17 protein-coding genes are annotated in these 21304 nt (G+C 44.9%); 11 read left to right on the plus strand and 6 right to left on the minus strand.

All coding sequences use genetic code 11. From position 1 onward, the window contains the following. Positions 1–89: 89 nt before the first annotated feature. The gene (locus QUB66_RS07095; RefSeq protein WP_332967026.1) at positions 90–1490 is read right to left on the minus strand and encodes a DUF2157 domain-containing protein; all 1401 of its coding nucleotides are present in this window, start codon (positions 1488–1490) and stop codon (positions 90–92) included. 360 nt (positions 1491–1850) lie between these two features. Here QUB66_RS07095 and QUB66_RS07100 point away from each other — a divergent pair, with 360 nt between their 5' ends. Together QUB66_RS07100 and QUB66_RS07105 are read left to right on the plus strand one after the other, a co-directional pair. After that, a complete protein-coding gene (locus QUB66_RS07100) occupies positions 1851–2465 on the plus strand; it encodes a Uma2 family endonuclease (protein ID WP_332967028.1) in 615 nt (204 codons plus the stop codon). A 543-nt stretch (positions 2466–3008) separates the two neighbouring features. Beyond that, positions 3009–3161: a hypothetical protein gene (locus tag QUB66_RS07105; RefSeq protein ID WP_265237021.1), complete on the plus strand. Its 153-nt coding sequence runs from the start codon at positions 3009–3011 to the stop codon at positions 3159–3161. Between the two features lie 356 nt (positions 3162–3517). On the opposite strand, the gene QUB66_RS07110 is transcribed toward QUB66_RS07105, so the two are convergent. Next, entirely contained in the window at positions 3518–4354 is an 837-nt protein-coding gene (locus tag QUB66_RS07110) for a competence protein CoiA (protein WP_265237023.1), read from the minus strand. A gap of 214 nt (positions 4355–4568) precedes the next feature. Here QUB66_RS07110 and QUB66_RS07115 point away from each other — a divergent pair, with 214 nt between their 5' ends. Further along, a complete protein-coding gene (locus tag QUB66_RS07115) occupies positions 4569–5027 on the plus strand; it encodes a hypothetical protein (RefSeq protein WP_265237025.1) in 459 nt (152 codons plus the stop codon). A gap of 295 nt (positions 5028–5322) precedes the next feature. On the opposite strand, the gene QUB66_RS07120 is transcribed toward QUB66_RS07115, so the two are convergent. Both QUB66_RS07120 and QUB66_RS07125 read right to left on the minus strand, forming a co-directional pair. After that, on the minus strand, positions 5323–6033 hold the full coding sequence (locus tag QUB66_RS07120; RefSeq protein ID WP_265237026.1) for a DUF547 domain-containing protein: 711 nt from the start codon (positions 6031–6033) through the stop codon (positions 5323–5325). A 231-nt stretch (positions 6034–6264) separates the two neighbouring features. Beyond that, positions 6265–6654, minus strand: a complete 390-nt coding sequence (locus QUB66_RS07125) for a pentapeptide repeat-containing protein (RefSeq protein WP_265237028.1) — start codon at positions 6652–6654, stop codon at positions 6265–6267. A 128-nt stretch (positions 6655–6782) separates the two neighbouring features. Here QUB66_RS07125 and QUB66_RS07130 point away from each other — a divergent pair, with 128 nt between their 5' ends. Continuing rightward, positions 6783–8261, plus strand: coding sequence for a bifunctional orotidine-5'-phosphate decarboxylase/orotate phosphoribosyltransferase (locus QUB66_RS07130; protein ID WP_265237030.1), 1479 nt, complete (start codon positions 6783–6785; stop codon positions 8259–8261). A gap of 207 nt (positions 8262–8468) precedes the next feature. On the opposite strand, the gene leuB is transcribed toward QUB66_RS07130, so the two are convergent. Then, a complete protein-coding gene (leuB, locus tag QUB66_RS07135; RefSeq protein ID WP_265237031.1) occupies positions 8469–9554 on the minus strand; it encodes a 3-isopropylmalate dehydrogenase in 1086 nt (361 codons plus the stop codon). A 119-nt stretch (positions 9555–9673) separates the two neighbouring features. Between leuB and QUB66_RS07140 the strand changes: the two genes are divergently transcribed. From QUB66_RS07140 to QUB66_RS07170, 7 genes are all read left to right on the plus strand, one after another. Beyond that, complete coding sequence (locus QUB66_RS07140) at positions 9674–10495, plus strand: Uma2 family endonuclease (RefSeq protein ID WP_265237033.1); 822 nt, start codon at positions 9674–9676, stop codon at positions 10493–10495. Positions 10496–10731: 236 nt separating this feature from the next. Beyond that, positions 10732–11937, plus strand: coding sequence for a DUF4336 domain-containing protein (locus QUB66_RS07145; RefSeq protein ID WP_332967032.1), 1206 nt, complete (start codon positions 10732–10734; stop codon positions 11935–11937). Positions 11938–12274: 337 nt separating this feature from the next. Continuing rightward, entirely contained in the window at positions 12275–12532 is a 258-nt protein-coding gene (locus tag QUB66_RS07150) for a hypothetical protein (protein WP_332967034.1), read from the plus strand. A gap of 116 nt (positions 12533–12648) precedes the next feature. Next, positions 12649–14988, plus strand: coding sequence for a glycoside hydrolase family 31 protein (locus QUB66_RS07155; RefSeq protein ID WP_332967036.1), 2340 nt, complete (start codon positions 12649–12651; stop codon positions 14986–14988). 201 nt (positions 14989–15189) lie between these two features. Further along, positions 15190–16623 (plus strand): ATP-binding protein, encoded by a 1434-nt coding sequence (locus tag QUB66_RS07160; protein ID WP_332967038.1) that lies wholly within the window; start codon positions 15190–15192, stop codon positions 16621–16623. After that, on the plus strand, positions 16620–17606 hold the full coding sequence (locus QUB66_RS07165; RefSeq protein ID WP_332967040.1) for an O-methyltransferase: 987 nt from the start codon (positions 16620–16622) through the stop codon (positions 17604–17606). Before QUB66_RS07160 ends, QUB66_RS07165 begins: the two co-directional genes overlap by 4 nt. A 150-nt stretch (positions 17607–17756) precedes the next feature. Beyond that, positions 17757–19622 carry an ABC transporter ATP-binding protein gene (locus tag QUB66_RS07170; RefSeq protein ID WP_332967043.1) on the plus strand — a complete coding sequence of 622 codons (1866 nt, stop codon included), beginning with the start codon at positions 17757–17759 and terminating at the stop codon, positions 19620–19622. Positions 19623–19645: 23 nt separating this feature from the next. On the opposite strand, the gene QUB66_RS07175 is transcribed toward QUB66_RS07170, so the two are convergent. Further along, the coding region (locus QUB66_RS07175; protein ID WP_332967044.1) for a hypothetical protein at positions 19646–21304 on the minus strand (1659 nt) is incomplete at its 5' end.

The following is a 21304-nucleotide window of genomic DNA, read 5'->3' on the forward strand; positions in this document are numbered from 1 at the left end:
GGGTTATATTGTTTACGGTTGTTTCGGAATGATTAAACCACAGAGAACGCAGAGGGCGCCGAGGAAGAGAGGAGAGAGATGAATATTTTCTATTCATCGTTGATTTTTGCGAAGTGGCGCTCGAACCACAAACCCGCAGCAATTACTCCAATTCCGCACAAAACAAATACAAAAGATTTCAGCAACAATTCTGTGTTATATTCAAAGACTCGGCTGATAATTTGCAGGGTGATTAATACCATGCCTCCCCAAAAAGTCTGGCGGTTTCCTAATGCTAAACCTTCTCGGATTAAGCCAACTGCGAGTAAAAATGATAAAACATTGAACAGAAAAGTTGCTACTTGAGGAATGGGAGTAAAACTGAGGTGAAAAAGCGGTATTAAGGCGCTGGCGAGGATTAAAATGCCGATCGCACCTGCCGTAAAATCCCCTCCTTTTTGTTTCGGACGGCGGAACTCAGAACGTCCCAAATGCAGCCACTCAAACACCGCTAAAGCACCCAAAACAGCCACATTTGCTAACAAAACCCAATCAGGCCCGGTTTGCCTAGGAGTCGGCGAATCTTGCCAAAGCCCGTAGAAAGAAAGAAGATAAAACAAACCGGCGAGAAACAGCAGTGCTAAACTGCGCGCGGTAGGTTGAAACAGTCTGCTGTGTACCTTCGGCCACATCGCATCGTCATATCCCCACAGCAAAGCGGGCGGTAGGGCGCAAAAAATCGCTGCACCCCAGCCGACATCTGCTCCTTGGGCAATTGAAACTTGTAATGAGAAAATTATCGCGATCGCACCTATGGCAAAAATAGCACGCGATCGACACCAATAAGCCAGCGGCACAAACATTATACTGGCTGCGATCGGCATTTGTCGCACCAAAACTTCCAGCCAAGAAAACTCGACTTTGGAAGACCAATCTAACACGGCAAGCCAATAGCCCAAACCGATTAAAAGTGCGGACAAAACACCCAAAGAAGTCAACCGCAAACTGTAAGCCATTCCGAGCACGCCGATTCCCCAAGCCAGGAAAAGTCCGTAGGAAGAACCGCCAATGTGGAACATTTGCGCCATCAATGCCATATTTGCTCCTAAAATCAGAGCTCCTAACAGCAACAATCCTTCACCTAGGAGTTTGTTTCGCCCTTTTGTTGCGGGCATATTTGGATTTGAGCTTTGGCTTCGGGATGGGGGAATTCGCCACAGATAGAAACCTGCTGCATTGACTGCTACGAAAAGACTTAGCAGCAGCGCAACTCTCACTTCTCGCGACCAAACTTGCCAGTTTGCGGCTACAAAGGTGATGACTCCTATACCGAGGAGAATGCCGCCGAGACTGATCAGAATGCTGAGGAAACGGTTGCGGGAGGCGGTTTCGAGTGTGTTGAATTGGTAGCGATCGGCAAGTTGTTGGTACAATGAAGTATCGATGAGTCCTTCTGCTTGCCAGAGTTTAGCTTGTTCTCGTAACTCGCGCCGAAATTTATCTGAAATCATTTTTAATATTCCAGAGGATTTGAACTCAATACGGTTCAGTTAAGCCCGATCCCCCCTAGCCAAGGGCGGGCACGGGGGCACCGCCCCTACTAAGGGGGGGGATAAGAACTTACTCAAAGTCCCCCTTCTTAAGGGGGATTTAGGGGGATCTCCGAGGAATAAACAGTTTTAACTGAACCGTATTTGATTTTAACTGTGATTGTTTTTAATATGTCACTTGTGGGGCGATTGTCGATGGAGGCTGGGACACCTGCTGAACTTGCACAGCAGATTTGATTGAGATCGTTGGGCAGTTGAAACCGTTTCTACATAAACAAACTCCCAGCAGAAAGGGACGAAGAAATTAAGGAATGTAACTTTATGGTACAAGCTCAATCTAAAAAATTAACTTTTGATGAGTACCTTAATTACTCAAATGAGACGGATCTACGCTATGAGTTAATTGATGGGGAGTTAATCGCTTTGCCACCTGAATCTGAACCTAATAATTTCATTGCTAACTATCTATTTTTCTATCTGGCTAGCAGCGGGCTAGTGCCACTTAGACTGATTAAAACGCATAATTGCGAGGTTCAAGTTGCCGTTTTGCGATCTGGAGATGCGGCCAACCGCTACCCGGATTTGATAATTCTGGAACCTGAACACATTCCGCTGACAGCAACCAGGCTAACTATCACTTTCGATATGTTGCCTCCTCGGTTTGTTGTGGAGGTAGTCAGTCCGGGTAGACTGGGCAGGGATCGGGATTACGATCCTCTTCGAGGGCTTCGCCAACGCAAACGAGCTCAGTACGCAGCGCGGGGCATTGCAGAGTATTGGGCGATCGATCCAATTGAACAAGTTGTGACGGTTTTGCGGCTTGAGGATGGGCAATATGTTGAGGTTGGGGTGTTTCGGGATGGGGAGGCGATCGTATCTCCGATGTTTCCACAGCTAAGTTTGACTGTTCAACAGATTTTCAGTGGAGAGGTTTAAGGGCGGATCAATAGCTAATTGGTTAGCATTCATCTAACCACCTACCGATTAGTGAAAATCTCCACCCTCAACCTGATTAAGGCCATGTTTCAATCCCTGATAGGGATTTAGGTTGATTGCAACCTGTAAGTTTCGCTAACAGTCACACCCTTTTTAGATAGTGACGTGAGAATATCACCAACCTTACTTTGCTAAATAAATCTAGGCGGGGAAAATTCTATTTCCCAGCCTACCTAAAGGCTGCAACCCTTACACATCAGAAAACGCCCATATCCTGAGCCAACATTTGGAGAAGGGGCAGATCTCGCTCGATTGCAGATTCAATTTTATTACGTTATAATCTAAGAGTCAGCCAACCACTTGTAAAAATATAGCTTTTGCTGTTTTCTACAAAGTAAGAACGGCTGTATCAAACCAGCAATTATACTCTCTCAAAATACAAGAATAAGCTTAGCCGGCGTTCCTCAAGGAGCGCCTTTTTTTTTGGCTTGTTTCCAAACGAAAGGAGAGTGTGTTGCACAATCAAACTAGAAGAATTAAACCATGAACAAAAGTCTGTACTTAATCTCTACTATTACTCTAACTGCTGCGTTGAACTTCTTGCCCGCTTCTTCAAGCAGTATTCAGCTAGAAAAGGCAGCACTGAGTATAACTCTAGTTGAATATGTGAAAAAACTCCTAGATAAAGAGGATTAATCGTAGATAGGCGAGGGATTCCCATCTACAGCTTACAATGTTGTAACTTCATTAGGATTCGCTCATTTCCTGATTTAGAGCCTCAAATAAAGATAGGCGGGGATAGTCAATTTTCCCCGCCTAGGACGTGGAAGCACTGCCGTTACGTCAAGATATGTCTTTTTGTGTGACGTAGGAAAGGGTAAAGATTGCAGAGGCGACCCCATGTATTTGCTCGTATCTGCAATCTCTAAACATTCTACCTAGCGGTCTAATCTTCGTAATGGGCAGTTGCTCGATCCCTGTCACTCCACCAAAGAATTGCAACAGTCTACTGCATCACTATTTTAAGAGACGTTTTTTGGCAGCGGGTAGAATCAAGTGGCGATTGCACTTGCATCAGTCTCTACCATTACATCATGAACAAATTTGCGTTTTAACACGTAGCGAATACACTCAAGACCAGATTCGTCGTAGATTTCGAGTTTTACTAAATAGTCATAACCAAAATCTATGTACACTGGGCATTGAGCATCCAGCCATGTTTTACGAGGACGCACCCAATCGTATTGGTGATGACCTTCATAGGATTGATCGACTTGATCCTGGATCTCGCGAATACTATGGACCCAACCAGATCGAACTTCAGCCTTGGTTATAGTGGGGTTCTCTTTTTGCGCTTCCGATAGCCGAAAGAAGTACCCACGATTAGCATCATCCTTGAATGGAGGATAATTACGGCGCTTGGAGGAGTGTTCTCTTTTGTCCCAAATCAAATCTTTGGCAATTTCGGAGTTGGGGGTTGGCAATTTGTGGTAAATGCCGAAGTTCTCGTGGAAGCCAGAGCCGTCAACTACCCATACGAGGTTCTGATAAAATTGTTCACGCGAAGTCCTTTCAGCATCAGTTATTGATGAATGCTGTACTTCAATCACAATTCCAGTCGGTGTTTTTATATCCGCTCTGTGTATTTCCCCATCAGGGGCAATGTGAGAAACTTCGCGACATTCTATCGGGAAAAGATTTTTCCAGTCTCGGTGCCAGGGAGTTTCATTTTCCCACCAAGGATCACAGTTCCTTGGTCGATAATGTGCCCAATGATGCAGGATTCTTGGACCACACTTCGCAATCATTTCAGAACCGCAAATTGGACATAACCCCCGAGTACCGGGGGAAGCTTCAACACGATCATTGTTAACAAGAGCCAGTTGCATAAAGCTGATACTGTATTTCTTTTACCCTAACATAGGCGTAATCCTTTTGAATTCTAGGCGCGGACTTCATATTTCCCAGCCTAAGACGTGAAAGCAGCGCCACTAAATCAGGATAGAGTAATTTTCTAATTTAGAGCTTCAAACGTCTACTACTGGATATCTGTGCAAACTTATCGCAACTACGATACAACTATATGTAAATAGAATTTATGAGTTGACAGACAATCTTATGTTCAAAAATCTTGTGATTGGTCTAATATTCAGTGCTGGAGTTTTTATACCTTCTTTTTCTGATGAAAGCATCGCTACCCCATTGCTCCAAGTTCAAAACCCCTTGCCATATCCGGCGGCTGACAAAAATGGAGACTACCAAATTGTTAACGGAAATAGTGGAGTAATGCCTTTTGTTTGGGAAGTCGTAGATCCTGAAGGTTTGAATGTTCGGTGTCAAAATAGGACTAATCAAACTAACCTAATAGATATGATAGATTTACCTGTTGATAGCATTATGCCAACTGGTGAAAGATTTGAAGCTGTAGGAATTTTTCTTGACAGACGGGGAAAACCTTGGATATGGATAGGTAGTCATTCTATGAGTAGCACTCGCTGCTGGGTCAGAGCTAATAAAAGTTATGTCACACCATTCCAAAGAATTAATCGTAATATCCAATAGCCTTTATCGCTAATAAAACATTAGACAAAATCCGCTGCATTATAATTGTGGTGGGTTTAATTTTAATTAACAAGTATGTTCTTATGTATGTTAAAAGTATTGAAATTAAGCATAAATAAACCCACTAATTGCCAGCTTGCCAGTGCCAGCCGTGCAACCGTGCCAGCCGTGAGAGTCGATCGCCCCGTTGCCTCGGAGTCATCAGATCGCCCTGTTGAATCTGGCAATTTGAAGGGGTAACGACAGACTAAAAAAATTACCCCCTCAAAAAAACACCTATCCCTAGGCGCAAATTTTATCCATCAACCCGATTCAAATTCCAGTCATAAGGCAAAAAAACGATCGCCCATCCATCACCCACAGCCGCCTCCGGCCCCAAATAACCGCCCACATACTCAGCCACCGAACCCGCCGCCTTTACAAAATCCTCCTCGTACCACTTAAAAATCTTGCTCAAATAAAGCGTCTTTTTCTCGGCATCATATCGCACCTTATTAGGATTGTGAATAAAACGGCTCGCATCCGCTTCTAGTTGAGTCCGTACCGACTCCGGGAAATAAGCCCCCCGGCGCAGCAGCGGGCACCCGACTGAAGCGCAAACTAATGCAAAATGGATGCGCGGTTCCGCAAATTCCGGCCGCAAAATTGCGTGTTCGATTTGATTGAGACTGTACTTTTTGCCGCCAATAATCGAATTTGAACGAGTGAAAAAATCCAAAAAACTCAGCCAGTTGGGAATTCCCAAAACTTTGGGACGGATCGACGCGATCGGATATACTTCCAGAACTTGAGAAATTGCGATCGCATTGTACGCATTCAGCCACAACGCCAGTCGCGCATCCGCATCTGTACAATCCGCCAAATCCACATCAGCCAAACTTTCCAGCCACGCCCTCAAAACCTCCGCCCCCTCAGCTTTCCAGCCTTTGTAATTGACGCGACCAAAATCGTCAACGTAGCGTTGTAGCAACTCGTCCCAAGTCGAAAAGTCGATCGAATTTATCATTCATTAAGAAGAAGGAATAAGGAATAAGGAATAAGGAGGTAAAAGACATACACAGCAAGCTTTTTAGCTATCCGTATTTCACGTTTAATTAGATGGATTTACTTACTGTCCACATTTTCAAGCCAATATTGCTTTAGCTTCTGCTTCTATTTATTCTACACTGATTTTATTTTAACTCTTGTGGGGTGGGCTTCTAGCCCGCCCAAAAGTTAAATTTAAATACAGTACAGCTTATTTAATACTACCGTCAATCCAAGTAGCCCCTTTCACTTGAGCATTATCCAAATTCGCCCCCGTCAAATCTGCCCCGATTAAATTAGCTTCAGTCAAATCAGCGCCTGCTAAATTAGCTTGCCGCAAAGAAGCCCCGCCGAGGGCAGCCCTGCTCAAATTTGCCCCGGATAAATTAGCTTCGCGAAGATTTGCACCTCTCAAATCTGCCCCTTGCAAATTGGCATTTGCTAAACTCGCTTGCAGCAGGGGAATGCTTCTCAAATCGCATCCCGGACATTGGTTAGTTTGCAACAACTGGTTGATTTGCTGGGGGTTCGCTGCAATCACCACTGTAGCCAACCCGAATATCAGTCCAAATGAAACTGCTCCTAAAGTTACAGATTTCATGGTCTTTACCTTCTACAATTAGAAAAGATTCTTAATTGAAACTTCAACGGGGATCGGGTTTTTCCGGCACAACACCAATCCCACTTTCAGATGCAAATTTGTAATTTTCGTTACCTACCAAACCAACTATGAGCGATCGCACCAACTTTTTTGATAAACTGTTAGCGGCTGTTGAAGGTAATCAAAGTCTGCTTTATTTAGCCCTCGACCCCGACCCAGAAACCTTGCCCCCGCTGGTTTCGATGACGGCTGAGGAAACTCAAAGTTTTGTCACTGATTTGTTGAAAAGGCTCAAAAGTGCGATCGACCAAACAGCCGATTTAATTTGTGCCTGCAAAATCACCCTCGGTTTTTATCAATCTCTCGGCATTCCCGGCCTGGAATTGCTGCAACAAATTTTAACAATTATTCCTCCTCACATTCCAGTAATTTTAGATGCCAAACACTGCGATTTAAACACCAGTACAGTATTTGCCCAAACCGTATTTGAAGATTGGCAAGTTGACGCTGTGACTTTAAGTCCCTATGCCGGATTCGATCAAGTAGCGCCATTTTTATTATATCCCGGCAAAACAGTTTTTGTCCTGTGCGCCACTGCCAATCCCTCCGCCGCCATTTTCCAAGAATACCCAACACCAGAAAACCCTTTCTACTTGCAATTAGTCCGCATTTCTAAAACTTGGGGAACTCCTGAAAAAGTTGGTTTAGAAGTAGGAGTAATGCCGGATATGTTGGCCCGCATCCGCAAAACTGCTCCAGAACGGTTAATTTTAGTCGAAGGAGACATCGCCGAAGAAAATGATATCACAGAAGAAAACGACCTCACACAACTGCTGGCGGCCGGTTTAAGCAAGAATGGTGAAGGTTTATTGCTGCCAGTCCCCCCAAGTTTATTGGCGGGGAAAGATGCGCGCCAAGAAATTGAGAAATTACGGGATAATATCAATAAAGAGAGGCTGCGCGCGATCGCAGGAAGTCCCACTTGCGAATTGTGGTTGCCCGATGTTTGCTTTTTGCAACCGGAACCTAACCGCGATTTAATCTTGCAACTTTATGACATCGGCTGCGTAGTTTTTGGCGACCACGTACAAGCATCGGGCGCCGTATTTCCATATTACATCGACTTACGCAAAATCATTTCTATTCCGCAAATTTTCCATCAGATTGTCAGCGCTTATGCAGACATTCTCAAGGATTTAAAATTCGATCGCATTGCGGGAATTCCCTACGGTTCTTTACCCACAGCAACCGGTTTAGCATTGCGGATGGAACGCCCGATGATTTTCCCGCGCAAGGAAGTGAAAAATTACGGCGCGGGTAAGTTAATTGAGGGGCATTTTCAAGCTGGAGAAACTATTGTCGTAGTCGATGATATTTTGATTAGCGGTAAGAGTGTGATGGAAGGTGCGGGCAAGTTAAAATCTGCGGGATTGAATGTGGAAGATATTGTGGTTTTGATTGACCATGAACAGGGTGTCAAAGATAAATTACAAGCTAATGGTTATCGTGCACATTCTGTGCTAGCACTTTCGGAAATAGCTCAAATTTTGTATCAAGCAAATCGCATTGATAGCGAGCAATTTAATATGTTGACAGCGGAAGGTTAAACCCCAATTCCTGTAGGGGCGGGTTCATCGATATCTATGAAACCCACAAACAATCTCATAAACCCGCCCTTCTTCGCTGATTTACATCAACATTTTATCCAATTAATTAATGGTACATTTTTATTTTTGATGGGTGGGGGCGGGTTTACGAAATGATGGATTTTCGGCATATATGGTTGGTGAACCCGCCCCTACGAGCCAATTAGATCAACTTTGCAAAACTTCAATTAAAGCATCGCCCATCGCTCGACAACCGACCATTTTCATGCCTTCCGACATAATATCGCCAGTGCGATAACCTAGATCCAAAACTTCGATAACTGCTTGCTCAATTTTATCAGCAGCTTCTGGCTGATTTAAGCCGTAGCGCAGCATCATGGCGGCGCTTAAAACTTGGGCGATGGGATTAGCTTTATCTTGTCCGGCGATATCCGGTGCCGAACCGTGCACGGGCTCGAAAACTCCTGGCCCATTTGCTCCCAAACTAGCAGAAGGCAGCATTCCAATACTACCAGTTAGCATCGCCGCCGCATCGGAAAGAATGTCGCCGAATAAATTGCCGGTGACAATCGTATCGAACTGTTTCGGCCAGCGAATTAACTGCATGGCTGCGTTGTCAACGTAGAGGTGAGAAAGTTCAACATCAGGGTATTCTGAAGAAAGGGCAATTATGCGATCGCGCCACAGTTGCGAAACGTCCAAAACATTCGCCTTATCCACGGAACACAGCCTTTTCCCGCGCTTCCTGGCAGTCTCAAAAGCCACGCGCCCGATGCGGTCAATTTCAGAGTCGGTGTAAGCCATCGTGTTGACACCGCGCTTTTCGCCTGTTTCCGTCTCAAAAATACCTTTGGGTTTGCCGAAATAAATGCCGCCTGTGAGTTCACGGATTACCATAATATCCACGCCTTCGACAACTTCCCGTTTCAAACTAGAAGCATCAACTAATTGGGGTAAAATAGTCGCAGGACGCAAATTTGCGAACAATCCCAATCCGGCGCGCAGTCCTAATAATCCCGTTTCCGGGCGTTGTTCGCGGGGCAAATTGTCCCACTTGTAACCGCCGATGGCTGCTAATAATATGGCATCGCTGTTGCGGCATTTTTCCAGAGTTTCTTCTGGTAGCGGATTGCCTGTGGCATCAATAGCAGCGCCGCCCATTAAAGCTGTTTGAAATTCAAAGCCGATGTCCAATTGTGTGCCGACAAGTTTCAGGACATCTACCGCCACAGCGATAATTTCAGGGCCGATGCCGTCTCCTGGTAAAAGAGTGATGCGATAGTTTTGAGTCATATCGATTTAGAAGTTTTGATTTGAGATCTGAGATTGAGAGTTAATGAGAATTCTTTGGCAATGCAAGACATTCTCACAAGGCTATAATCATATCAGGATAAGCAACCTCAGAATTCATTATGACATTCCCGACTTACCCGCCTGCTCAAGCTGAACCGCCTCTCGACCCGCGGCAGAGTTTGCCAACAATGTATGATTTACCTAGCGAAGACCCAAAGGAGCCCGGTTTGCCTGATACATTTCATTTAGATCAGCCGCAACTCTTGGAATTCACGTTTTTGCCGCCTGGATGGGATGCCGAGCAAGTATTTACAGCCAGTGACTTAAATTTATATTACGATGCAACAGAGCCGCGCTGGCATAAACGCCCGGATTGGTTTGCTGCGGTGGGTGTGCCCAGGCTTTATCAAGGGCGCGATATGCGGTTGAGTTATGTAGTTTGGCAAGAACGGGTAAATCCGTTTGTGGTGGTGGAATTGCTATCGCCGGGAACTGAGGATGAAGATTTGGGGCGAACTGTTCAGCAAGCTGGGGAACCGCCGACTAAGTGGCAAGTTTATGAACAAATTTTGCGGATTCCTTACTATTTTGTGTTCAGTCGCTATACGGATGAATTGCGAGCTTTTCATCTTGTAGGTGGTCACTATGAACCTGCACAATTAATGGATGGACGCTTATTTATTCCTGAGTTGCAGTTGAGTTTAGGTTGGTGGCAAGGTACTTATAAGAGTATGAATCGTTTGTGGTTGCGGTGGTTTACGGCGGAAGGAAGGTTGATTTTGAGTCCGGGTGAAAGGGCGACGGCGGCGGAACGGCAACTGATAGAATATCAACAGCAACTGATAGCATCTCAACAGCAAGTTCTAGCATCTCAACAGCGAGAGGAAAGACTGGCGGCGCGGTTGCGGGAATTAGGTATCGATCCTGAACAGTTGGTTTGATAAGCTCGATCGCACTTTGACCTCAAAAACCCGGTTTATTCCCATATTTCTCGTTAATAAACCCAAAACTCGTAGAAACCGGGTTTCTCACCCCCATAGGTAATTCTTGCTTGAGTATTTCAAAAGCCCGTTAGCGAAGCCCTCGAAGAGGATCGCTAATCTGCGCCACAAGATTGAAATAAGATAACAAAAGTTCGATCGCACGCACGTACAAAAAATCGGCAAGGAGTCTCGGAGTGACAGAGGGCGAAGGCACACCAACATCAGCACAGATTGACCATCGGGACTACTCATGGCCCTTTTGGCCCATCGTCCCAATCTATCCATACAGCAGGCGGCGCACCATCCGCAAGGAAATAGTCAAGGACACAATCTGGACTTTTGACCAACTACAAGGCATTTTCTATGTAATTGTCCCGATTCGGATGACAGTAATTAAACTAGAATCCCAAGGCCTTCTCGTCTACGCCCCCGTGGCACCGACTCCTGAGTGCATCCGCTTAGTAAACGAGTTAGTTGCAGAGCACGGCGAAGTTAAGTATATCTTGCTGACAACGGTTTCGGGCATCGAGCACAAGGTATTTGTCGGCCCCTTTGCGAGGTGTTTTCCCCAAGCCCAGGTGTTTGTCGCCCCGCAGCAGTGGAGTTTCCCCGTGAATTTGCCGCTGAGTTGGCTGGGTTTGCCCGCCAAACGCACGTCTGTACTGCCTTCTGACAGCAGCAACACGCCGTTAGCAGATGAATTTGACTGGGCAATCCTGGGCCCGATCGACCTCGGTTTAGGTTTCTTTGCGGAAGTTGCCTTATTTCACAGGCGATCGCGCACACTGATGTTAACAGATTCCGTCGTTTCCATTCCCGAAAACCCGCCCGCGATCGTCCAATTAGACTCCTACCCGCTGCTATTTCACGCCAAAGACTGCGCCTCCGACGTGGTGGCAGATACCCACGAAAATCGGTGCAAAGGATGGCAGAGAATCGCCTTATTTGCCATGTATTTTCGCCCCAGCGTGCTGGAAGTGCCGCCGTGGTCAGGAGTGTTAGCCAGCGCCCTCAAAGCGCCAGAACGCTCTAAGAAAGCTTATTTCGGGTTGTATCCGTTCAAGTGGAAAACAGATTGGGTGCGATCGTTCGAGGCTTTGCGAGGTGGAGGGCGGTTGTTGGTAGCGCCAGTGTTGCAGACTTTGATTCTCAACCGCGCGCCGAGGAAAACTCTCGATTGGGTGGATCGAGTCGCGAGTTGGGACTTTGACAGGATTGTACCTTGTCACTTCGATAGTGCGATCGACTGCAAGCCGCGCGAATTTCGGCAAGCATTCTCGTTTCTGGAAAAACACTCGCCTGTTAATGCTTTACCGGAAGATGATTTTAAATTGCTGAGGGAGATTGATGCAGGTTTGAATAAAACTGGTTTGGTTCCGCCTGCAAAAGAGCAGGTTTAATCTGAAATTTTGGATAATTCGGAATAAATTATAACGCAGGCTTTCTTGCCTGTGCAACTAAAAAATCAGGTATTGTGGAATCAACCGGACAGCCCGTTCCGGCTAGAAGCCCACCGCAAAAATTAAACCCTTAACCATGACTTGAGGTTTCTTCAATTATTTCGTCGTCCATCGCGGCCAGGATTTACCATAAAGAATTGGTTTAAAGCCGGAACCCTGATCGGGGAGAAATTAAAATCAGACTATTCATTACTCCAATCCTCTTCCTTCTAGGTAGAGGTCGCCCTCAAGCTGTCAACTGTCAACTGTCAACTGTCAACTGTCAAACGATATCAAAGTGCGACACGCAGCGGACTTACAAAAATGCCTCCAGCAGCTAGAAACTGCCGCTAAAATCGAATCTTTCCCCCTAGCCGATCAAGATATTTCCGATAAGTTTCAAATTCCCCAAAAACTCTACGGGAGCGAAGCAGAAGTTGCGATCGCAGTTATTTCCGAGTTAGAAATGATTATTGATCGGCAACCGGACGTTCCCGAATCTGGTACTACCGAGGCGCAAAGCGGTCATAAATATTTTCCTCATACAGGTTGTTAGTATCACAAGAAATCGAGCTGTTTGTGGCATTTGCCATTACCGCTTCTAACCTAAGAGAGAGCGGATTTTTACATCTACACTGCCATCATAGTTAGAAAGCAAAACCTAAAACTACCATGCCGCAATACTTCGGAAAACTCCAAACCACAGAACAGCCTTGGTCAACGATCGACTCCGTACAATCGATCAATAAAATTGATGATCGCACAATTCACTTCAACTGCGGCGAAACTTCCCTAAATATCAGCATCCTCGCACCGAATTTAGTCCGAGTGCGAATGTCCCCGATGGGCGAATTCAACAATCGATCGCACTCAGTAACTCTTCCTGACGAAGAGTGGGAAATTGTACCGTTTGAAGTGCGAGAAACCGACGAAAAAATCGAAATAGAAACATCACAAATATTAATTTCTGTCAAGCGCGATCGCCCAAGAGTCGAATGCTTTGACAAATCGGGAAAACCCTTTGCTAGCGACTGCGATCGCGCGATGGGATGGCGCGCGGGTGCAACCGCAGGCTGGAAACGCATCGAAGCAGAGGAGCACTTCTACGGTTTTGGCCAACGCACCGGCTTTCTCGACAAACTCTCGGAAGTCAAGACAAACTGGACAACCGACGCCCTCGACTACAATTCGCAGACAGATGAAATGTACCAGGCGATCGCATTTTACATCGCCCTAAATCCCGATCGCGCCTACGGCATTTTCTTCAACACCACATTCTGGAGTCAATTCGACATCGGCGCGGAAAAACCGGGTGTTTTGCGGATGGAAACCAGAGGCCCGGAGCTCGACTACTACATCATCTACGGCCCCGAACCCGCCCAAATTTTAGCCACCTACACGCAGTTAACCGGGCGGATGCCAATGCCGCCAAAATGGGCGTTAGGATACCACCAATGCCGCTGGAGCTACGAATCCGAGGACATTGTGCGGGAGTTGGCGAGGGAATTTCGCGATCGGGCGATTCCCTGCGATGTGATCCACCTCGACATCGACTATATGCGCGGCTACCGCGTTTTTACCTGGAGCCCTGAACGTTTTCCCGATCCCGCGAAACTGATCGCAGACTTGCAAGCAGCCGGTTTTAAGGTGGTGACGATTGTCGATCCCGGTGTCAAATACGAACCGGAAGCAAATTATGAAATATTCGATCGCGGTGTGGAAAACGACTATTTCGTCCGCACCGCCGAAGGAAAGCTTTTCCACGGTTACGTTTGGCCGGATAAATCGGTGTTTCCAGACTTCATGAAACCGGAGGTGCGCGAATGGTGGGGCGAGTTGCACAAAACCCTGACAGACATTGGAATTGCGGGGATTTGGAACGACATGAACGAACCTGCGATCGCGGAACGGCCTTTTGGTGACGGCGGCGAACACATTTGGTTTCCCTTGGATGCGCCGCAGGGCCCGGAGGGCGATCGCGCGACTCACGCCGAAACGCACAATTTGTACGGTTTGATGATGGCGAAAGCTTGTGCGGATGGGTTGCGAAAAGTCCGAAAGGGCGATCGATCTTTTGTGCTAACGCGATCGGGATTTGCGGGGGTACAGCGTTACTCTTCCGTGTGGATGGGCGACAATCAATCGCAGTGGGAGCACTTAGAAATGTCCTTACCGATGCTTTGCAACATGGGACTTTCCGGCGTGGCGTTTGTGGGTTGCGACATCGGCGGTTTTGCGGGGAATGCAACCGCCGAAATGTTCGCGCGGTGGATGCAGGTGGGGATGCTGTATCCCTTGATGCGCGGTCATTCTGCCATGAGTACGGCGCAGCACGAACCGTGGGTTTTTGGCGATCGCACTGAGCAGATTTGCCGCGAATATATCAATTTGCGCTATCAGTTGTTGCCCTACATTTACACCTTGTTTTGGGAAGCTGCGACGGCGGGAACGCCGATTTTGCGACCGCTACTGTATCACTTTCCGCGCGATCGGGCAACTTATCACCTTTACGATCAAGTATTGCTTGGCCCGTCGCTGATGGCTGCACCCGTTTACCGGCCTGGAGTTGAGCATCGCGCCGTATATTTGCCGGAGGGGACTTGGTTTGATTGGTGGACTGGGGAATGCTATCACGGCCCGACTCACATTTTGGCTGATGCACCTTTGGAAAGAATGCCGCTTTATGTGCGGGGCGGGGGGATAATTGCGCTCGCGCCCCTGCGTCAATTTGTGAGCGAAGAGGCGATCGATTCCTTAAAAATGCGAATTTGGCCGGGAACTGGTGAATGGACGCTTTATGAGGATGACGGACACAGTTTTGAGCATGAACAAGGTGTCTGGGCTACGACTAATTACAAAGTGTATTTGGAAGGGGATAAAATCATCGTTGAAATTGCCGCGCGGGAGGGGGAGTTTGCTATTTTAGAGCGCGAAGTTACGGTAGAAGTTGTTGGGATTGGGGAACAGCGATTTACCGATGATGGTACGGTGCGGCGCTTGATATTTGGATGATTTTCGCTCGCATGGTTTATGCTAGAGTGGGATTTATTCAGGGCGATCGCTCGTTTTGGTAGGATTTGAGATGGAAAGGGCGATCGCATCATCGGGTATAATTTGATAGGTCAAGGGCGATCGTCTCCTTAAAATCTGGTGAGCCTGTGATTCCTGTGTGGTTAGATTATATACATAAACAGATAGAATAAAGGACTAGAGATGGCATCAGAGAATGATCAAAAATCGTCAATAGTAAAGGCATCACCTACAAAAAGCTTTTTTGTAGATATGCTTACTCGTGATATTGAGCTAGAAGATGCTATTCTTGATCTTTTAGATAATTGTATTGATGGGATACAACGAACTATTAAAAATTCTCCTCCTTCCGACAATCCTTATGAAAAATTTTGGGCAAAATTAAATTTTTCAAGTGAAAGCTTCACAATAAAGGATAATTGCGGCGGTATACCAAGAGATGTAGCCCAGGATTATGCTTTTAGGATGGGAAGACCTAATAATAATGTCGATAATGATCTTTATACGATTGGGACTTATGGGATTGGGATGAAAAGATCTATTTTCAAAATGGGAAGAGCAAGTGAAGTAATATCAAAAACCGAAAAAGATTCTTTTAAAGTTACTATTTATCCTGACTGGTTAACGGATGATATGAATTGGGATTTACCCTTTGAATTAATTGAACCAGATTTAAACGAAAATGGGACATTAATCAAAATAACTGACTTACATCCGAGCATTATCAATGCTTTTTCATCACCGCAATCTATCTTACATAATTCTCTAGTAAGCAAAATTTCTCATTATTACAGCTATATAATTCACAAAGGTTTCACCGTTTCGATCAACGAAGTAAAAGTAACTCCGGAGCCTTTGAAACTTCTATGGGATGGCGCAAATCAGATAGATGGGCAAAATATTGCACCATATCTTTATGAAATGGAGAAAGATGGAGTTGAGATTAAACTAGCAATTGGGTTTTATAGACCTACAGCTAGTGAGGAAGAAGTAGATGAAGAAATGGCAGGTAATAGGAGGACTAGCGAAACAGCAGGTTGGACTATTGTTTGCAATGACCGTGTGGTACTGTATTGTGACAAGACTCGTTTAACAGGTTGGGGAGAAGAGAAAGTTCCTAGCTACCATCCTCAATTTATTGCAATTTCAGGAGTTGTATACTTTCGCAGTCCAGATGCAAGAAAGTTGCCCATTACGACCACTAAAAGGGGTATAGACGCTTCTTCTGATATCTACCTATATGTCAAAGATTTTATGCGTGAAGGGCTTAAGACCTTTACTTCATATACTAACAAGTGGAAAGGAAATCATGTTGAAGAAAAGCAGAGAGCAGAAAAAGCTCAACTTGTTGCTCCAAGTGAGCTGTTTGCAAGGATTCCAGATGACAAGTGGACTAAGGTTAAAAATAAAACGTCTAAATCTGAAAGAAAGTATCTTCCTTCTTTACCTGTGCCAGAGCCTCAGAATGGCGAAGTAAGCAAAAAAATTATAAGATTTTCTAGACCTGTAAAGGAGATAAACATAGTTGCTGAGTATTTGTTTGAAGGCTCAGCTTGTGAACCTTCAGATGTGGGAAATGAATGCTTTGAAAAAGTTTTAAGAGAGGCTATGCAATGAGTGGTGGATCAATTCCTTATCATTTAAGGGCTAACAAGGCGATCGATCGATATGCGTTTCTAGAATTACTTTCAAAAATAGATAGATCCTCTAGTATTTCTCAGTATAAATACATAGGCTTCGGCGGACATTCTCTGGAAGATTTCAAATACATACATTCGAGATTCGGACTAGGCAATATGCTCTCAATCGAAGAAGATGCAGATGTCTATAATCGACAAAAATTTAACCAGCCGCATAATTGTATTGATTGCCTTCTACAATCCAGCAGTCAATTTATAGATGAATTTCAGAGAACACAAGAAACTATTATTTGGCTAGATTACATGAAACCCAAGGAATTGCGAAAGCAAATAGAGGAATTTCAGGCTACTATTAGCAAGCTGGAGCTACTTGATATTATCAAAATTACTGTAAATTCTCATGCAGCATCCTACCTGCCATTAAAGCAAAGTATGAAGCCTTCGGATCTACCAAAAGAAAGAATAAGCCACCTAAAAGCAGTGTTAGGAGAAATTTTTCCTGCCGCCGAAGTCAAAGAAAATATGATGACAGAAAAGAGTTTCCCAGAGGCGCTACACCTAGTATTAAAGTATGCTGCTAATTTAGCAATGCTGGGGCAAAATGATATATATTTTCAACCTCTAACCGCTTTTTCGTATGATGACGGACAACAAATGCTTACAGTTACAGGAATCATACTTGAGCGAAATGAAAAGCAAGGTTTCTTTGCTAAAACAAATATAGACAAATGGGAACTTAGTAACATTGATTGGAAACCACCGCGACGAATTAACGTACCAGACTTAACAATTAAAGAACGATTGCACATTGATTCCCGCTTGCCAAACTCTGAAGCAAAGACTATACAGGATGAGTTAGGTTTTTTATTTGACTCAAAAAAAAGCGTATCGCTTGAGATGCTAGAGACTTATGTTCTATTTTATCGTCAATCACCCTACTTTTCAAGGATAGTTTTTTAGTACAATTAAATTCACAAGACTTTTTAAATTGCATTATCTCAGTCTTATATTTTCAAATATTGCGCCCTGTCAAGGCTGGGCAAACAGTTAATAACTACTATTATAATATACCGTCCGGGGATGAGTAGACCCGACACTAACCCACAAACTATGCAGCCCATCCAAATTACCACATTCCAAGCTTTGCGGCGCAGCCTGGGCCTAATAATCAAAGCCGCACCAATAGAACTCCGCAACTTAATAATACTCAACATCATTCGCGGTGCTGCTCCATCTGGCGTGCTATTTTTAAATAAATTAATCATTGATGAAGTCTCTCGGTTGCTGTCGCGAACCCAAACAGCACAGCCCTTAACTTTGATGCTGGATCATCCAATATTGCTGTGGAGTGTTGCCGGAGTCTTAACTCTCAAATTAGTCAGCGATTCCATCGAAACCATGAGTTCCTTTACTGTAACATCTTTGCGCGATCGCCTTCAAGGCGCAGTTGAAGGAAAAGTTCTCGAAAAAGTCGCCAACTTCGACGATATCGCCCTGTTTGAAAACCCGGAACTATTAAATATTGTAGAACTTGCAAAAACCGGAGTATCCAAAATACAGCAACTAGCATTCAGCATCAGCATGACAATCACGGGAATTTTTATTTTCATTCCATCTGTCAGCCTTGCTGCTGCTATAGCTTGGTGGGTGCCAGTGTTGATGTTAATTGCATCAATTCCCTCAATTTACATCGAAAGAAAATATACCAGAATCATCTGGAGAGTTCAAAAAAAGCAAGCTAAAATTAGTCGCGAAATGAACTTGTCAGCCCTAGTATTAACTGGGGAAGAATACGCTAAAGAATTGCGTTTATTTGGGTTGCAGGAACTTTGGCTCAAACGCTGGCAAAGTCAGTTCGTGCAGTTTTTTAGTGAAATGCAGGCAATCCGAAAAAAAGCATCAATTATTGTACTATTATGGTCGATATTTAGTAGGGTGGGAGTAGCTTTGCCCTTTGTTTATGTAGTAATGGGAGCTTTGGAAGGACGCTATACTTTGGGAGATTTAGCGCTATATTCTGGTTTGATTGTCCAAGTAGAAAACAGTTTAGAATTATTGATTAATAGTTACACTAATTTGTACGATATTAGCCTCGGTGTCAGTCCTGTTTTTCAACTGTTGGATCTGAAGCCAGAATTGCAGTCTCCGCGGGTAAATGTAGCATCTCGCTTGCCAAACTTGCCGGATAGCAGCCAAGATGTTGAGGTGAGAAAAGATAAAATTGGCATCGAGATTAAGGATTTATCTTTTTGCTATCCCGGTAGCACTAAAAACACAGTTACAGATATCAACTTAACGGTTAATCCGGGGGAAATGCTAGTGCTTGTCGGTGAAAATGGCGCGGGTAAAACGACTCTCGGCAAACTCCTCGGCCGCCTGTACGACCCGACAAGTGGTACGATCGCCTGGAACGGTCAAGATTTGCGATCGTACTCTCTAGCATACGTGCGATCGCGCATCGCAGTAGTCATGCAAGATTACGCCCGTTTCCCCTCGACTGTGCGAGAAAACGTCGGTTTCGGCGACTTGCTTTCGCTGTCGGATGACACCGCCATTAACGCAGCCATTTTTGAATCAGGAATCGCAGCCAAAGTCAACAGTTTAGAGCAAGGTTTAGAAACGCCCTTGGGGAAACAATTAGAAGACGGTATCGACTTATCCGGGGGACAGTGGCAAAGAATTGCGATCGCCCGCGCCCTCATGCGGCTTTCTACAGCCGAAGTCCTAATTTTTGACGAACCAACCGCCGCCCTCGATCCGAAGACAGAACACGAAATTTACAGCATATTCCGGCAAATCGCCGTCGGGAAAACAACGATTGTGATCAGCCACAGATTGGGATTGGCCAAAATTGCCGATCGCATCGCCGTGATGGAAAATGGTAAAATAGCCGAAATCGGAACCCACGACGAATTGATCGCATCAAACGGAATTTACTGCTCGATGTTCACCCGTCAAGCTAGCAGCTACATTTAGAATTAAACAAGGTGAATCCGCCGCTACCTAGAAAATCTTTTTCTTACCAGCAGCAGGATACCCAATATCAACAAGCCGAATGTTAAACCGAAAGCCAAACTCCCGATAATCGTGGCGGTGAAGGGATGAAGCGGGAGGGACAAATTGGGTTGCCATTTAATGGGTGTATCCTTGATTAGGGGATAGGCGGCTGAAAAGATTTGTCCGCCACCGATCGCAGTTCCGACAAAAAAGATGATATTCTCAAGTTGGCGATCGCTATTTTTATCGCTTTTTGCCTGTTCCGCGTCCAATTCCACCTGTTCGATTGCCACCATGCTGCTGATTCTGGAAATTGTCTGCTGGAACAAATCTTGATTGGCAATCAGGTAGTTTAAATATTTTTGGATTTGAATTTGATATTTGCGATCGGATAAATCTTGAAACTTATGCAAAAACTGCAAATCATCGCCAGCAATGGACAATGGTTTAATTTTAGCATAATTTTGGGCATAATTTTCGGCATTAATATCAATCGTAATACTGAATTCTCGCAAATGTCGCAATTCCTGAGCATATTCAAAGACTAGACTGCTGATTGCAGCCAACAAATTCTTTAAATCCGTGAGTTTAATTTCTCGATTTGCTTCCGCTTCAATTTTAGTAAATTCTGGCAGTAACTTTTCTAACTTGCTCGATATTTGTTGTCCAATGCCATAACTTTCCCTAGCCTGATTGTATACAAACAAGACTTTACTGCGAGCACACAGTAAATTGATCAAATAATAGTTAAAATTTGATGTTAGCGACTTCAAAGTATCGGGATGCTGTTGCAACCAGACTAAAATATGACACTGTTTGGCATAATTCTCATATTCAAAAACCGGGCTACCAAACAACTTTCCTTCGACAGTTAACTTCAATTCCGGTGCGATTCCCTCTCCGACAAAGGCCCGCACGCATTCCTCAGCCAGCGCGCGAAAACCATCATTATCATAGAACCCAACAGGTTCTGCATACAGCAATAATGTTTGTCCGATGGATGCTTGAATTTGATTCGGCAGCAGGCAACCTTGGGGATTAAATTCCTTTAAATCTGCTACTTGAATGGTAGCATTATTATAGTAAAAAGTCAAATCTGCGGCGTAGGTATCGTGAATTCGTTTTGCGTCAATCGAGCCGTATAGTTTGAGATTATCGGACAAAGTAAGCGGCTGAAATCTTAAAATTTTGCCATTGAGTAGCAGTTTTTGGTCGCTCAAATTCCCATCTTCGCCCGCTGGATGATACTGTCCGTCTTTGTAGCATATTAGCTGTTCTCGGATGAATTTGAGTTCAGGGAAATTGAATTTGTCGCCGACATTATCTGCTAGGGTTTGCCAGATATCTTCGGCATTTTTCGCTGGTTTTTGGTAGCCTTCGTCTCCGTCATTTCGCAGGTGAAAAGGATAGAGAGTGATGCTGGGATTTTTGATTTGCGTTGGTTCGTTCATAATCAAACCTTGTGGAATATAAGACATATTGCGAAAAATATTTGGCGAAAGGCCTCGGCGATTGAAATCGCGGCAATAAATGCCCCGGCGATTGAAATCGCGGCTACACAGACAAAACCTGCCTCCGCAGGTTGCAATAAATGCCCCGGCGATTGAAATCGCGGCTACACAGACAAAACCTGCCTCCGCAGGTTGCAATAAATGCCCCGG

It is taken from the genome of Microcoleus sp. A2-C3, assembly GCF_036706065.1.
GTDB lineage: Bacteria > Cyanobacteriota > Cyanobacteriia > Cyanobacteriales > Microcoleaceae > Microcoleus.